At 62.8% G+C, this 14,077-nt stretch carries 15 protein-coding genes; 10 read left to right on the top strand and 5 right to left on the bottom strand.

The genetic code is table 11. The features are described 5' to 3' along the window. The first annotated feature begins 165 nt into the window (after positions 1 to 165). Entirely contained in the window at positions 166 to 1,062 is an 897-nt protein-coding gene (locus tag KXR72_RS13160) for a response regulator (protein WP_437421540.1), read from the top strand. 143 nt (positions 1,063 to 1,205) lie between these two features. After that, entirely contained in the window at positions 1,206 to 2,102 is an 897-nt protein-coding gene (locus KXR72_RS13155) for a peptidoglycan DD-metalloendopeptidase family protein (RefSeq protein ID WP_437421978.1), read from the top strand. Positions 2,103 to 2,138: 36 nt separating this feature from the next. Here KXR72_RS13155 and KXR72_RS13150 read toward each other — a convergent pair whose 3' ends face one another. From KXR72_RS13150 to phoB, 3 genes are all read right to left on the bottom strand, one after another. Beyond that, positions 2,139 to 3,488, bottom strand: coding sequence for a hemolysin family protein (locus tag KXR72_RS13150; protein WP_437421539.1), 1,350 nt, complete (start codon positions 3,486 to 3,488; stop codon positions 2,139 to 2,141). A gap of 97 nt (positions 3,489 to 3,585) precedes the next feature. Further along, positions 3,586 to 4,887 (bottom strand): phosphate regulon sensor histidine kinase PhoR, encoded by a 1,302-nt coding sequence (gene phoR / locus KXR72_RS13145; RefSeq protein ID WP_437421538.1) that lies wholly within the window; start codon positions 4,885 to 4,887, stop codon positions 3,586 to 3,588. An 80-nt stretch (positions 4,888 to 4,967) separates the two neighbouring features. Next, positions 4,968 to 5,657 (bottom strand): phosphate regulon transcriptional regulator PhoB, encoded by a 690-nt coding sequence (phoB, locus tag KXR72_RS13140; RefSeq protein WP_437421537.1) that lies wholly within the window; start codon positions 5,655 to 5,657, stop codon positions 4,968 to 4,970. A 164-nt stretch (positions 5,658 to 5,821) separates the two neighbouring features. On the opposite strand from phoB, the gene KXR72_RS13135 reads away from it, so the two are divergent. The 8 genes from KXR72_RS13135 to KXR72_RS13100 are packed head-to-tail and all read left to right on the top strand — an operon-like array spanning position 5,822 to position 12,469. Continuing rightward, a complete protein-coding gene (locus tag KXR72_RS13135) occupies positions 5,822 to 6,610 on the top strand; it encodes an IclR family transcriptional regulator (RefSeq protein WP_437421536.1) in 789 nt (262 codons plus the stop codon). Next, positions 6,607 to 7,551 carry a 2-dehydro-3-deoxygalactonokinase gene (locus tag KXR72_RS13130; protein ID WP_437421535.1) on the top strand — a complete coding sequence of 315 codons (945 nt, stop codon included), beginning with the start codon at positions 6,607 to 6,609 and terminating at the stop codon, positions 7,549 to 7,551. Before KXR72_RS13135 ends, KXR72_RS13130 begins: the two co-directional genes overlap by 4 nt. A 7-nt stretch (positions 7,552 to 7,558) precedes the next feature. Then, complete coding sequence (locus tag KXR72_RS13125) at positions 7,559 to 8,179, top strand: 2-dehydro-3-deoxy-6-phosphogalactonate aldolase (protein WP_437421977.1); 621 nt, start codon at positions 7,559 to 7,561, stop codon at positions 8,177 to 8,179. A 53-nt stretch (positions 8,180 to 8,232) separates the two neighbouring features. Beyond that, the gene (locus tag KXR72_RS13120) at positions 8,233 to 9,213 is read left to right on the top strand and encodes a Bug family tripartite tricarboxylate transporter substrate binding protein (protein ID WP_437421534.1); all 981 of its coding nucleotides are present in this window, start codon (positions 8,233 to 8,235) and stop codon (positions 9,211 to 9,213) included. A gap of 25 nt (positions 9,214 to 9,238) precedes the next feature. After that, positions 9,239 to 9,724: a tripartite tricarboxylate transporter TctB family protein gene (locus KXR72_RS13115; protein ID WP_437421533.1), complete on the top strand. Its 486-nt coding sequence runs from the start codon at positions 9,239 to 9,241 to the stop codon at positions 9,722 to 9,724. A 1-nt stretch (position 9,725) separates the two neighbouring features. After that, positions 9,726 to 11,231, top strand: a complete 1,506-nt coding sequence (locus tag KXR72_RS13110; RefSeq protein WP_437421532.1) for a tripartite tricarboxylate transporter permease — start codon at positions 9,726 to 9,728, stop codon at positions 11,229 to 11,231. Positions 11,232 to 11,241: 10 nt separating this feature from the next. After that, a complete protein-coding gene (locus KXR72_RS13105; RefSeq protein ID WP_243606872.1) occupies positions 11,242 to 12,021 on the top strand; it encodes an SDR family NAD(P)-dependent oxidoreductase in 780 nt (259 codons plus the stop codon). A 10-nt stretch (positions 12,022 to 12,031) separates the two neighbouring features. Further along, a complete protein-coding gene (locus tag KXR72_RS13100; protein WP_243606871.1) occupies positions 12,032 to 12,469 on the top strand; it encodes a GlcG/HbpS family heme-binding protein in 438 nt (145 codons plus the stop codon). A gap of 48 nt (positions 12,470 to 12,517) precedes the next feature. Here the strand turns inward: KXR72_RS13100 and ubiA are convergent, their stop codons facing one another. Then, a complete protein-coding gene (gene ubiA, locus KXR72_RS13095) occupies positions 12,518 to 13,411 on the bottom strand; it encodes a 4-hydroxybenzoate octaprenyltransferase (RefSeq protein WP_437421531.1) in 894 nt (297 codons plus the stop codon). A gap of 46 nt (positions 13,412 to 13,457) precedes the next feature. Continuing rightward, positions 13,458 to 13,997: a chorismate--pyruvate lyase family protein gene (locus KXR72_RS13090; protein ID WP_437421530.1), complete on the bottom strand. Its 540-nt coding sequence runs from the start codon at positions 13,995 to 13,997 to the stop codon at positions 13,458 to 13,460. Positions 13,998 to 14,077: the final 80 nt, after the last annotated feature.

Raw genomic sequence — 14,077 nt, 5'->3', positions numbered from 1 at the left:
GCAGTATGCGCGCCGTTAGATGGCGTGTCGTGCCGCCTAGCATGCAAACCGCCGGGATGAGCGCTGTGATCTGAGGCAGTAAAAAACCGGATTGGCCGATCACCTGCGCTTTTTTTAATCGCGCCGCTGCCGCTATGCTGGCGACCAGACAGTCAGGAGCTATCAATGAGCAAGGTCAACGTGCTGGTGGTGGATGACGCGCCCTTCATTCGCGATCTCGTGAAGAAGGGGCTGCGCAGCCAGTTTCCAGGCATCAACATCGAGGACGCCGTCAATGGGCGCAAGGCCCAGCAAATGCTCGACCGCGAACGCTTCGACCTGATCCTCTGCGACTGGGAAATGCCGGAGATGTCCGGCCTCGAGCTGCTCACCTGGTGCCGTGCACAGGAGCGCCTGAAGACCGTGCCCTTCATCATGGTGACCAGCCGGGGCGACAAGGAGAACGTGGTGCAGGCGATCCAGTCCGGCGTGTCGGACTTCATCGGCAAGCCCTTCTCCAACGAACAATTGACCACCAAGGTGCGCAAGGCCCTGGCGCGTGCCGGCAAGCTCGACGCTCTGGCCGCGAGCGCGCCGGTGAAGAACGTTGTCACCGGCATGGCCAACGACTCACTGGCCGCGCTGACTGGCGGCAAGGCCGAGGTCATCAAGCCGGCGCCCCAGGCAGCGGCGCCTGCCGCACCGCTGGTCCAGCCATCGGCCGCCAAGCCCAACGCGGCCAGCGGTGGGCGCGGGCAGGGGCAGCTGCGGTTGGCCTCCGGTACTCAGGCCTGCGTAATCAAGGCGCTGAGCCTCAAGGAAGCTCTGCTGGTGGTCAAGCGCAGCGATACCCTGCCGCAGGTACTGGAAAGTGCCGTGCTCGACCTGGAGCAGGGCGAGGGAGGGGAAGTGGCGCGACTGAACGGCTACCTGCATGCCGTCGCCGCGCTGGAGCCCAAGCCGGACAGCGAATGGCTGCAGCTGACCTTCCGCTTCGTCGACCGTGACCCGCAGAAGCTCGATTACCTGTCGCGCCTGATCGCGCGCGGCACCGCCCAGCGGCACTTCTCGCCCGGCGCCTGAGGCCAGCAAGGCAGGCCTGGCCTGCCGCTTGTCAGAAAGCGACGTCAGGTGAGGAACAAAATCACAGGCCGACAGTCGGTGACTCGCGCCTGTGTGCTTGCACTGCTAGTCTGCCGGCCTCTGAACTCATGAAGTTTGCGGTTATGTTCGGGCGCATCCTCCTTGCTCTCGGGTCGTTCTGGCTGGCCACGTCCGCCTCGGCCCTGACCATCTACAAGTACACCGACGCCAACGGCGTGGTCACCTACAGCGACCAGGCCGCTCCGGGCGCGAAGGTGTTTACCTTCAGCGACCGCATGGTCGAGAAGCTCGACAACCAGGTGAAGCTGGAAACGCGCAAGCACGCCGCGGGCGAGACGCTGATGGTGCGCAACGACCTCTTTGCCCCGGTCGACATCGAGCTCAAGCTAAGCGGTGTGCAGAATGCCGTCGGCGCGCCGGACAAGCCGATCCGCTGGGTGCTGCCGCCGCGCAGCCAGATCCGCCTGGCGACACTGGCCCCGCTGGACCCCTCCAAGCCGCTCCGATACACCCCGAAGCTGCGCCACGCCCTTGGCGACCCGCGCCTGCTGCCCAAGCCTTACAAGTACCCGCTGCCCTGGCGTGGCGGCCCGTTCCGCCTGACCCAGGGCGCCAACGGCAAGTACAGCCACTTCACTCCGAAAGGCCGCTACGCGGCCGACATCGCCATGCCCGAAGGTACGCCTATCGTCGCGGCGCGCGGCGGGATGGTGGTCAAGGTCGAGAACGCCCAAAGCGGTCGTGGTAACAACCCCGCCGGCAACTTCGTCCGCGTGCTGCATGACGACGGCACCATGGGCGTCTACCTGCACCTGATGCAGGGTTCGGTCAGCGTCCGCGAAGGGCAACGTATCGAGACGGGCAGCCTGCTGGCGCGCTCCGGCAACACCGGTAACAGCACCGGCCCGCACCTGCACTTTGTGGTTCAGCGCAACGTCGGCCTGGCTGTCGAGTCGATCCCCTTCGACTTCGCCCAGCCGGTAAACAGCCTGCCGAACTTCGCGGTTGGTGGCGATTGAGGGTGATCCTCACCCTCGATTTGCACCAGCTGGCGCTTATTGCTTCAACACCTTGGCCAGCACGATCTTCGGTCCGCGCATCTTCTTGATCACGATCTGCAGGCCCTCGACCTGCATGACTTCGTTCTCCTCCGGCACGCGCTTGAGGCTTTCGTAGACGAGGCCCGCGAGCGTCTCGGCCTCGATATGATCGAGGTCCAGGTCGAGCAGGCGTTCGAGCTTGAATAGGGGCGTGTCGCCGCGGACCAGCAACTTGCCGGGCTGGTAGGCGAGGATGCCGCGCTCGGTCTTGCGGTGTTCATCCTGAATGTCGCCGACCAGCACCTCCAGCACGTCTTCCATGGTCAGGAAGCCGATGACCTTGTGGTCGCCTTCTTCGACCAACACGAAGTGAGCGCCGCCCTGGCGGAACTGGTCGAGCAGTTCGCTCAGCGGCATGTGCTTGGACACGCGCTCCATTGGGCGCAGCAGATGGTCGAGATCGAAATGCTCGGCGAGTTGCGGGTCCCCGGCCAGGGCCAGCAGCAGGTCCTTGATGTGCAGCAGGCCGATGTACTCACCTTGTTCGGCGTCATAAACCGGATAGCGGCTGTACTTGTGTCGGCGCACCAGTTCGAGGATCTCCGCCAGGCTGGCGTCGTGGTCGAGTTGCAGCAGGTCCTCGCGTGAGTTGGCCCAGTCGACCACTTCCAGTTCGCTCATCTCCACCGCCGAGGCCAGCACCTGAATATGGCTATTGCCCGGGTCGAGCGCGCGGTTGGAATGCAGGATCAGCTTCAACTCCTCGCGGCTGTAGTGGTGCTCGTGGTGGCTGTCGGGCTCGCCCTGGCCTGCGATGCGCAGGATGGCGTTGGCGCTGGCGTTGAGCAGGTAGATGGCTGGGTACATCACCCAGTAGAACAGGTACAGCGGCACCGCCGTCCACAGCGACAGCAGCTCCGGCTTGCGAATCGCCCACGATTTAGGTGCCAGTTCGCCAACGACGATGTGCAGGTAGGAAATGATGAAGAACGCGGTGAAGAAGGCCACGGCATGGACGATGGCTTCTGATTGCACGCCCGCAGCCGCCAACACCGGCTCGAGCAGGTGCGCGAAGGCCGGCTCGCCCACCCAGCCGAGGCCCAGCGAGGCCAGGGTAATACCGAGCTGGCAAGCCGAGAGGTAGGCGTCGAGCTGCTCGTGCACGGTGCGCAGGATGCGCCCCCGCCAGCCGTGCTGCTTGGCGATGGCCTCCACCTTGGTCGCGCGGAGCTTGACCATGGCGAACTCGGCGGCCACGAAGAAACCGTTGAGTAGCACCAGGAAGAGAGCGAAGAGAATCATGCCGACATCGGCGAAGTAGGAAGAAGCGGCGTAGCTTTGAGATAACGCGGGGGAAGGGTCCATTGAGGCGTCGGGTAGTCGAAGACGGCCCCAAGGATGAGGCCGGGTCGGGGTTATTTCAAGGCGATGGCAAATGCCGGCGCCGATTGGTCGTACTGCCCTAGCGCACCGTGGCCTGGGACAGCGGGAAGTGGCATGTGAACGTGCTGCCCTTGCCAAGGGTGCTGTTGACGTCGAGCCGGCCCTGGTGACGCAGCAGCACGTGTTTGACGATCGCCAGTCCGAGGCCGGTGCCGCCGGTGCGGCTGGCGCGGCTGGAATCGACCCGATAGAAGCGCTCGGTCAGGCGTGGCAAGTGCTTGGCCTCTATGCCGATGCCTGAATCCTGGACCGACAGATGAGCGCCATGCTCATTGCACCACCAGCGAATATGCACTTCGCCGCCATCCGGGGTGTATTTCACGGCGTTGAAGACCAGATTGGAAAAGGCACTGCGCAGCTCGGACTCGGCGCCCTTGAGCAGCAGAGTCGGGTCGGCTTCGAGGCTGATCCGGTGGTTGTGTTCGCCTGACAGCGCCTGCGCATCGCCCTTGATCGACTGCAGCAACGCGGTGACGTCGATTGGCTGTGTCGTGGTCAGTGAACTGGTGGCTTCGAGCTTGGCCAGCAGCAACAGATCGGAGATCAGGTGCTGCATGCGCCCGGCCTGCTGATTCATCTGATTGAGCGCCCGCGACCAGCGCGGCGGCATTTCGTCGCTGTGTTCGAGCATCGTTTCCAGATAGCCGGCGATCACAGTCAGCGGCGTGCGCAGCTCGTGTGACACGTTGGCGACGAAGTCCTTGCGCATCTGCTCCAGTTGATGGAGGCGGGTGATGTCACGCGCGACCATCAAGTGCTCGCTGTTGCCGTAGCGGGTGATGGTGATCTGCAGCCAGAGGCGGTCGTTGACCGGCGAAGACAATTCCAGCGGCTCGTCATGGCGGCCGCTGTCAAAATATTCCTTGAATCGCGGGTGGCGGACCAGGTTGGTCACTGGGTGCCCGGTATCCTGCGGCTTCTTGAGCCCCAGCAGGCGCTCGGCGGCGGGGTTCCACCATTCCAGGTTGCTATCGCTGTCGAGCATGATGACCGCATCGCGCAGCGCGGTGGTCGAGCCTTGCACACGGTCGATCACTGACTGCAGCTGGCCACGCAGGCGCAGGTCACGGCGCTGAAGCTTGTAGAGGCTATCGAAGATCTCGCCCCACAGCCCATGGCTGTCGGGCGGCGGCTGGTCGGCCGGTTCGCTGGCGAGCCAGATCAGCAGCCGGCGCGCCTGGTAGAGCGTCCAGCCGAGGTAACTGCCCAGGCCAGCCACCAGGGCCCAGGCGTATTCACCCGTGATCAGGCCGATCAGCAGGCATCCTGCCAGTATCAGAAGCAGGCGGCGCACCATGGCGCCTTGCCAGTCTTGATTCACCGCTAACGCTCCTCGAGGCAGCCCGTGGCCGACCGGAAATCACTATGAACGCCCACTGACACCTGGCGGTTGCGGCTTGTTCAGCTCTTGGTGGAGAACCGGTAGCCGGTGCCGCGCACAGTCTGCACCAGGTTCTCATAGGTTTCGCCAAGCGCCTTGCGCAAGCGCCGGATGTGCACGTCGACTGTGCGCTCCTCGACATAGACGTTGCCGCCCCAGACCTGGTCGAGCAGTTGCCCGCGGGTGTAGGCGCGCTCTTGGTGGGTCATGAAGAATTGCAGCAGCCGATACTCGGTAGGGCCCATGTCGGCCGGCGTCCCGTCGATGGTCACGCGATGGCTGATGGGGTCGAGCAGCAGCCCACCAATTTCGATGGGCGTTTCGTTGTCAGCCGGCGCCGCGCGGCGGAGCACAGCTTTCAGACGTGCCACCAATTCACGTGGCGAGAAGGGCTTGGTGATGTAGTCGTCGGCACCGACCTCCAGGCCCTGGATCTTGTTGTCCTCGGCATCCTTGGCGGTGAGCATGATGATGGGCGTGCCGGCCGTCATCTCGTCACGCTTCAAGCGCCTTGCCAGCTCGATGCCGGAAGTGCCAGGCAGCATCCAGTCGAGAAGGATCAGGTCGGGCTGACGATCAATGATCAGCGCGTGGGCCTGCTGCGTATTTTCCGCTTCCAGGCACTCGTAGCCGGCCATCTCCAGCGCCACGACGATCATCTCGCGAATCGGCGCTTCGTCATCGACGATCAAAATGCATTTGCCGTTCATGTCCGCTCTCAGTCCGTTTCTTGTCGCTCGGCATTAGATAACGGAAATGTTGCAACGATGTGACAAATGAGCATGCGTTGTTTTTGTCCCAGAATGTGGGAGTGTAACTCGCATATTGAGACGAGGAAGATTACGGCCTATCGTACGGGTCGTAGGAGATGCTCATGACCCAAGATAAAAACAAAGAAGCTCCCCTCGGTGCTCAGGCACTTTTCCGAGGTTTGGCCGTTATCGACGCGGTTTCTCAAGGAGCGGATTCGCTGGCAGCGATCGGCAGCGCTATTGGCTGTACGCGCAGCACAACTCACCGACTGGTGGCCGCACTGGTTCAGGCGGATTACTTGCGCAGCGAGGCCCAGGGCTATCGCCTTGGCCCACGGCTGATCGAGCTCGGCTACAAAGCTCGCGCCGAAATGCCGCTCATCAACCTAGCGCGACCCCATCTGCAGCGGCTTGCGGACCTGACGCAGGACACCATTCATCTCGGTGTGCGTGAGAGTGGTGACGTCCTCTATATCGACAAGCTGGCGAGCACTCGTGGCCTTGAGATGCGCTCTCGTATTGGTTTGCGTATGCCGCTCGCGCTGACGGGGATCGGCAAGTCGCTGATGCTCGATCTGCCTGCGACGGAATGGCGAATGCTTTACGACGAGGGTCTGCAGCGTCGCGCTGGTCAGAGCGGCCTTCGTGAAGAATTTACGCCTTGGCACGAGTACCACACCCAGATGGCTGAATACGCCGCTGGCGGGTTCAGCTTCGACCTCGAAGAAAACGAGCTGGGCGTACGTTGCGTCGCGGCTCCGGTACGAGACGCAGGCGGCGAGATCGTCGCTGCACTGAGTGTCGCTAGCGCCATTCCCTATATGCCGGAAAGCCGTCTGGAGGAGCTGCGCCCGCTTGTGATTCGCTGCGCTGCGGACGTTTCCGCTGAGCTGGGTTGGAGGGGGCGATGAGCGAGCCATGTCTGATCGGGATTGACTGGGGAACTTCGTCTTTACGGGCCTACCTGCTCGGCCAAGACGCGTCGTTGCTCGACTCTCGGGCGCAACCCTGGGGGATCCAATACACCCCTGACCGCGATTTTGCCCGCGCCTACCGGCTACTGCTGGAAGATTGGCTAGCTCAATGGCCCGGCTTGCCTGCGATCGCATCCGGCATGATCGGCAGCCGCCAGGGTTGGTGCGAGGTGCCGTACATGGATTGCCCGGCAGATGCCTCGGCGCTTGCTGCGGCAATGGTCTGCCTCGAAACCGGCGTTGGCCGCTTGCACCTGGTGCCAGGCGTCCGGCAACTCGGCAGCCGGCCCAACGTGTTGCGGGGTGAGGAGACACAAATCGTCGGCGCCATAGCGCTCAAACCTGAACTGGCTGACGACGCGTTGCTGTTATTACCTGGCACTCACAGCAAATGGGTCGAGGTTCGTGACGGACGGCTTCAGGCGTTTTCCACCTTCATGACCGGTGAGCTCTTCGCCGTGTTGCGGGACCACTCAATTCTGGGGCGTCCGGCGCTTGAGGCGGGAGCGATCAGCGATGCCGACACCTTCGCTCGCGGCGTGCAGACCGCTCGTGATAGCGGTTATCGCGGGATTGCTGATCGCCTCTTTGGCGTGCGCAGCCTGGTGCTCTGTAACGAACTCGAACCTAACCAAAGCCTCGAGTACCTATCCGGCCTGCTGATCGGAGAGGAATTGCGCAGTGCGCTTGGTGGAATAGCGTCTGCGTCCGTACCGGTGTTGCTGGGGGATCCATCGCTATGCGCGCGCTATCGCCTGGCCATGGAGTTCTTTGATGTCCAGACGGCTGAACCCATCAAGAACCCTGGCACGGCTGGTCTCTGGCAGATCGCTGAGGCAGCCGGGCTGGTTGACGCAAAGGGGGTGCAAGGTGTTTGACGCCTATATGGATCGCTTACCGCTCATTGCCATTCTGCGAGGCGTTACACCCGATGAAGTCGTTCCGGTTGGGCGAGCGCTTCATGACGCAGGTTTCCGTCTGATCGAGATCCCTCTGAATTCTCCGGAAGCGGCGGTCAGCATCTCGAGGCTTATCACTGACCTCGGCTCCGAGTGCCTTATTGGAGCCGGTACGGTGCTGGATGTAGCTCAGGTGGAAGCGGTAGCGGCAGTTGGTGGTCGGCTCGTCGTGTCACCAAACATGAACCCAGCCGTCATCCGAGCCAGCCGCGCGGGTGGTTTGGTCAGCGCGCCTGGCGTTGCAACCCCCACTGAAGGGTTCGCTGCGCTAGAAGCCGGGGCTCAGTTGCTCAAGCTGTTTCCCGCTGAGCAATGCGGTCCTGCTGTGGTGAAAGCCTGGCGGGCCGTTTTCCCGAAGGATTGCCCGCTCGTCCCGGTCGGTGGAATTACGCCGCAAAACATGGGCGCTTACGTTGAAGCGGGTGCTACAGGTTTCGGTTTGGGCTCGGCTTTATACAAGCCGGGCCTTGAAGTCGGTGAGGTCGCAGAAAACGCTGCTGCGTATGTGGCGGCCTGGGAGCGGCTAGTAATCGAGCGGAGCAACTAAAAGGCCGGTGAGGCCGTGCAGCTGTACTCAACAACAATAAAAGGAGAGCTGAAATGTCTAAGACTACCCCGCATTGGGTTCGTAAAGGTTGCCGGGCCATGGCGCTGCTGTTGGGTCTGAGCGCCATGCCGGCGATGGCCGCTGAGTGGCCGACTCGTCCCGTTACAATCGTTGTCCCGGCCGGTGCCGGCGGCGGCTCTGACGGCACCGCGCGCATTCTCGCCAAATACCTTAAGGACGAGTTTGGCCAGCAGTTCAATGTGCTCAACCTTGGCCAGGGCGGCGGTGTCGTTGGAATCAACCGCATCGTCAATTCGAAGCCGGACGGCTATACCCTTGGCGTGCTGTTCAATTACGCGCATTACAAGGAAATGGGGCAGGCCGACTTCGAGCTAACGGATTTCACCCCCATCGCTCAGTACAACTTCGATCCGGCGGGATTCCAGGTTCGTACCGATTCACCGTTCAAAACGGTTAACCAAGCATTGGATGCCATCAAGGCCGAGCCAGGCAAATACACCATCGCTTGCGCGGGTGGCTGCGGCGGCTCTTGGCCGGTCGCGGTGGCTACGCTGCTAGACCGCTGGGGTGTGGATATGGCCAAGGTACGCATGATTCCGGGGCAAGGGGCGGCCGCCGCCATGCAGGATCTCGCCGCGGGTGGAGTGGACTTCGTTCCAAGCTCACTGCCTGAGGCCGATGCCATGCTTAAGACCGGCACCGTACGCAGCCTGGCGGTGTTCGGGCCTGATCGGCAGGAAAACTTTCCGGAAGTACCGTCGTTAAAGGAAGCCACGGGATTGGAGATGGAGCTCGGCTCCTTCCGCGGTCTGGTAGCCCCGGCCGGGTTGCCTGATGACGTGCGCGCTAAGCTCGAAGCGGCGATGAAGGAAATCTACGCCAATCCCGAATGGCAGGCCGACATGAAGGCAAGGGGCTTCAACCCGCAGTGGCGAGACTCCGAGGCGTTCGCCGAGTACCTGAAGCAGCACACAGGTGACGTCCAGGCGCTGTTCGCCAAGATGGACATGTGATCGCAGCCGGCACGGAGTCGCAGCAATGAAACTGTCCGACCTGTCTTGGGGAATCCTTTGCCTGGCGCTCGGCCTCGGTGTGCTCGGGGTGGCCAGTGGCATGGAGAAGTCGCCGTACTTCCAGTACGGCGCTGGCTTCTACCCGTCCATCATCGGAGCGCTACTCGCGCTCAGCGGACTGACGCTAGCGGCCAAGGGAATCGCCGCGGCCCGAGCCGAACGGGCGCCGCTCTGGCTCGGGCTGTGTGCCTGGTGTCGCGAGCCTGCACGCTGGTTCAACCTGGCGCTGGTAATCGGCGGGCTCCTGGGATTTTTATTGTTGGTCGAGCCGTTGGGCTTTCTGCCCACGGGTTTGCTGCTGATCGCTGTGCTGGCGCTACGTTTCACGGGGCGCCCCATGCTGGCGCTGACCAGTGCCGTCGGTGTGGTCGCCTTCCTCTATGTGTTCTTCCAGCAGGTCATGGGCGTGCCCTTGCCGCAAGGCTTGCTGGCCAGCCTCGGAGGGCTTTGACATGGACGTAATGTTCGATGCCTTTGGCCAGGTGTTCACTTTCAAGGTGCTGGCCGTCATGGTCGTGGCTGCGCTGTACGGCCTGATGGTCGGCGCGATACCTGGCCTGACCGCGACGCTTGCGGTGGCCCTCATGGTGCCCATTACCTTCTTCATGGACCCGGTCCCCGCGATTGCCGGCATCGTGACGATGGCTGCAATGGCCATTTTCGCGGGCGATTTGCCCGCTGTGCTGCTGCGCATGCCTGGTACGCCGGCGTCCGCTGCCTATACCGACCAGGCCTACCGCTTCACGCAGGCCGGGCGAGGTGAGTACATCCTTGGGATGAGCGCCTGTACCTCGGCCATCGGCGGCGCGATTGGCGTGCTGGCGCTAATGTTCGGTGCGCCGCTGCTGGCCCGTTTTGCGCTCAACTTCAGTTCGTTCGAATATTTCTGGCTGGCAACCCTAGGCCTCACCGCCGCAATCATGGTCGGCGGCACGCAGATCACCCGCAGTGCAGTGTCGTTGCTGATTGGCCTGTTGGTGGCCGCGGTCGGAATTGACCCCGTATCTGGCGAGACCCGTTTCACCTTTGGAAGCGATGCGCTGCTTGGCGGCTTCGGCTTCATACCGGTCATCATCGGTCTATTCGCAGTGGCAGAAATCCTGCGCTACTGCACCCGCAGCGCCAGCGAAAGGGAGTTGCCTCAGGTTGCGCAGCAACCATTGTATTGGCGGGCTCTGCGTGATGCGCTCAGCAATAAGCTCGGCATTCTTCGCGGCTCGGTGACCGGCACGCTGATCGGTGCGCTGCCGGGTGCCGGAGCTGATATTGCGGCCTACATCGCCTATGCGATGGGACGACGTAAGGGTTCAGCTGGCGCTGAGCAGGACGACGACGCGGTCTCACAGATTGCACCGGCGACTGCCGCCAACAACGCCGCGGTCGGCGGCAGCTTCATCCCGGCAACCGTGTTCGGTATTCCGGGTGATTCGCTTACCGCCATCGTCATCGGCGTGTTGCTCATGAAGGGCCTGAACCCCGGGCCGACGATATTCACGGACAACGCGGGGATGATCAATGCGGTGTTCGTGGCGTTCCTGTTGGCCAACCTGCTGCTGATCCCGTTTGGTTTCATTGCGGTACGTCTATTCAAACAGGTGCTCCGTATACCGCAGGGCGTCCTCATGCCCTCGATTCTGCTGTTTGCGATGGTCGGTGCCTATGCCGTCGAAAACAGTCTGTTCGCCGTAGTGACCATTCTCGTGTTCGGCGTGCTCGGTTTCCTCCTCGAGGAAAACGACTTCCCGCTGGCTCCGATGATTCTCGGAATCGTGCTTGGGCCTCTGCTCGAGGAGACCTTCGTGACCTCGATGATGCGCTCGAACGGCAGCTTTGTTGCCTTCATTGAACGGCCCGTTTCGCTGGTGCTTGCGCTCACCACGCTGGCGGTCTGGCTGATTCCACCGCTGCTGCGCCTCTGGCGCGAGCACCGTGTTCCCCGTCCCGCACTGACTGACTAAGGAGTCTCCAATGTATTTCAACGACCTCAAGGGCAAACGTATCCTGATCACCGGTGCCACCATGGGCATCGGTCTGGCGACCGCCAAGGCGTTCGCCGCGCTCGGTGCGCATGTCGGCATCACCGCGCGCAACCAGCCGGCAAACCTCGACTCACTGCTAACCGAATTGTCTTCCAATGGCGGCGAAGCGGCTTTCTTCGCAGGCGACCTGAGCCGCAGCCAGGACTGCATCGACACCGTTGCGGCCTTCGTCGAGCGCTTTGGTGGCCTTGATGTGCTCGTCAATAACGCGGGTGCGCTGCTGGAACGGCGTGGGCTTGAGAAAATTGATGATGCCTTCTTCGACGCGATGGTCGACGTGAACCTGCGCTCGGCGTTGCTGGTGACGCGAGAAGCGATCCCGCACCTGCGAGCGTCGACGAAGGCCAGCGGGCAGAGCGCCTCTGTCATCACCACGGGCTCGATCGCTGCCTACAACGGCGGTGGTCCGGGCGCTAGCCTCTACGCGGCGGCCAAGGCCTGGCTGCATAACGTGCAGCGCAACTGGGTGCGCGAGTTCGCCGGTGACAACATCCGCTTCAATGTCGTAGCGCCCGGGACCGTCGACACTGCCTTCCATGCCGACAAAGACGACGCTGCAAGGGCGCAGGTCAACACCACCATTCCGCTCGGCCGTTTCGGCACATCCGAAGAAATGGCCCCGGCTTATCTGTTCCTCGCTTCGCATGCCTGCAGCGGTTACATCACAGGCCAGACACTGGACGTCAACGGCGGCCAGGCGATGCCTTGAGGAGCGCAGCATGACTACTCAGGTTGTAGCTCCTCCGTTGGCCTATGGGCCGCCGATCAGTCTGGAGGCAGCCAGCCGCGTTGCTGAGGCTGCGCGCGCTCATGCACAGGCAAACGGTTGGGCAATGGTCATCGCTGTGACGGACGCAGGCGGGCATCTCGTGTTGCTGCTGCGGATGGACCACGCCGCGCACGGGAGTGTCGAAGTGGCGCAGCGCAAGGCTGCCACGGCAGCGGCCTTCAAGCGCACCACCAAAGGCTTCGAGGAAACGCTTGCGACTGGCGGGGCTACCTTGCGGCTGCTGTCGATGCACAACGCCATCCTCATGGATGGTGGCGTCCCGCTGATTGAAAACGGAAAGCTGATTGGCGCGATCGGTGTGTCCGGCATGCATCCGACCCAAGACGGCCAGACCGCAGAAGCCGGCGCGCGCGTGGTGAACGGCTGAGCATTGTCACCAAACCGCAGCCCGTCCCGGCACGCCGCGACGGGCTTTTTATGATCGATTAGCGTAATCGAGGATGATCCCCGCCAGGATCGCGAGCCCCGCCCAGTGGTTGTGCAGAAAAGCCTTGAAGCAGACCTGTGGCTGGCGGGAGCGGGTTTTCCAGAATTCCCAGACGAAGCAGCACGCGGCGATGAACAGGCCCAGATGGAACCACTGGCCAAGCTCGAAGCGCACGCCGGCGAGGATCAGGCACAGCAGCGCCATGCCCTGCAGGGTGGCGATGATGACCCGGTCGGCGTCGCCGAACAGAATGGCGGTGGAGCGGATGCCGATTTTGAGGTCGTCTTCGCGGTCGGCCATGGCGTAGTAGGTGTCGTAGCCGACCGTCCAGACGACATTGGCGATAAACAACAGCCAGGCTTCGGGCGGCAATTCGCCGCGTTCGGCGGTGAAGGCCATCAGCATGCCCCACGAAAAGGCCGCGCCGAGTACGACCTGTGGGTAGTAGGTGTAGCGCTTCATGAACGGGTAGAGCGCGGCGACGCCCAATGCGCCGAACGACAGCCAGACGGTCATGGCGTTCGTCAGCAGCACCAGGCCGAAGCTCAGCGCGACAAGGACGGCGAACAGTATCCAGGCTTCCTTCGGGGTGACTTTGCCGGTGGCCAGCGGGCGGCCCTTGGTGCGCGAGACGTGGCCGTCGAAGTTGCGGTCGGCAAAGTCGTTGATCACGCAGCCGGCGGCGCGCATGAGGATGACGCCCAGCACGAAGATGACGATGTTCTTCACGCTCGGCGAGCCTTCGCCAGCGATCCACAGCGCCCAGAGTGTCGGCCACAACAGCAGGTAGGTTCCGATGGGGCGGTCCAGGCGCATCAGCTGGATGAAGTCCCAGGCGCGCGGATGCAGGCGATTGCTCGATTGCAGAAGCTTCTGGAACATCAGCAGGTCTCCGTGTGGGTTGGCGTGTTGGCAGTCTGGGCGCTGTTCAACCGTCGATCCGTGCCGCGCGCCACAGCTCGGGCAGGAACACTTCGGCCACCAACACACGCAGCGTGCCCTGGCTGAAGCAGGAGCGGCGCGCCCAAAGGCCGCCTTGGCGGATCGGCTCGGGCAGCCAATCGGTTGGGTAGTGGCGGGCTTCCAGCGGGCCGCGGGTGAACGCTGGGTCGCTGAACAGCAGTTCGCCGAGCGAGCGGCTACCCAGATGCGGTAGATCCAGCTCGGAACGCATCAGCGCACTGCGCGCCGCAACACTGCGAGCGAATACCCACGGCTGCTCGTGGCCGCATAGATAGACCTCACGCACCCAGCCCTCGCTCCCCTCGGCCACGCCTAGCGCGGCACATTCATCGCTGCGCAGTACACGCCAGCCCTCATCAATAGGCACCACACTGAATGCTCCTCCGGCCTGCACAGTAAGGCGGCGCGTCAGTGAGCCACGATCGGTGTAGAGCCAGTCATGCAAGTCTGCAGGCAGTGGGGTGGGGCGGCGGTCGGCGGGCAACCAGGCGTGGTAATCGGACACGAGCGGTTTCGAGCAACGAAAAGAAGCGGCGAGTCTAGCATGAGGGTTGGTGCCCGCTTGGATCGGTCACCGGCGACAGC

The organism is Stutzerimonas chloritidismutans, from assembly GCF_051486945.1.
Classification (GTDB): Bacteria; Pseudomonadota; Gammaproteobacteria; order Pseudomonadales; family Pseudomonadaceae; genus Stutzerimonas; species Stutzerimonas chloritidismutans_B.
This window is presented reverse-complemented; position numbering and strand designations above follow the sequence as displayed.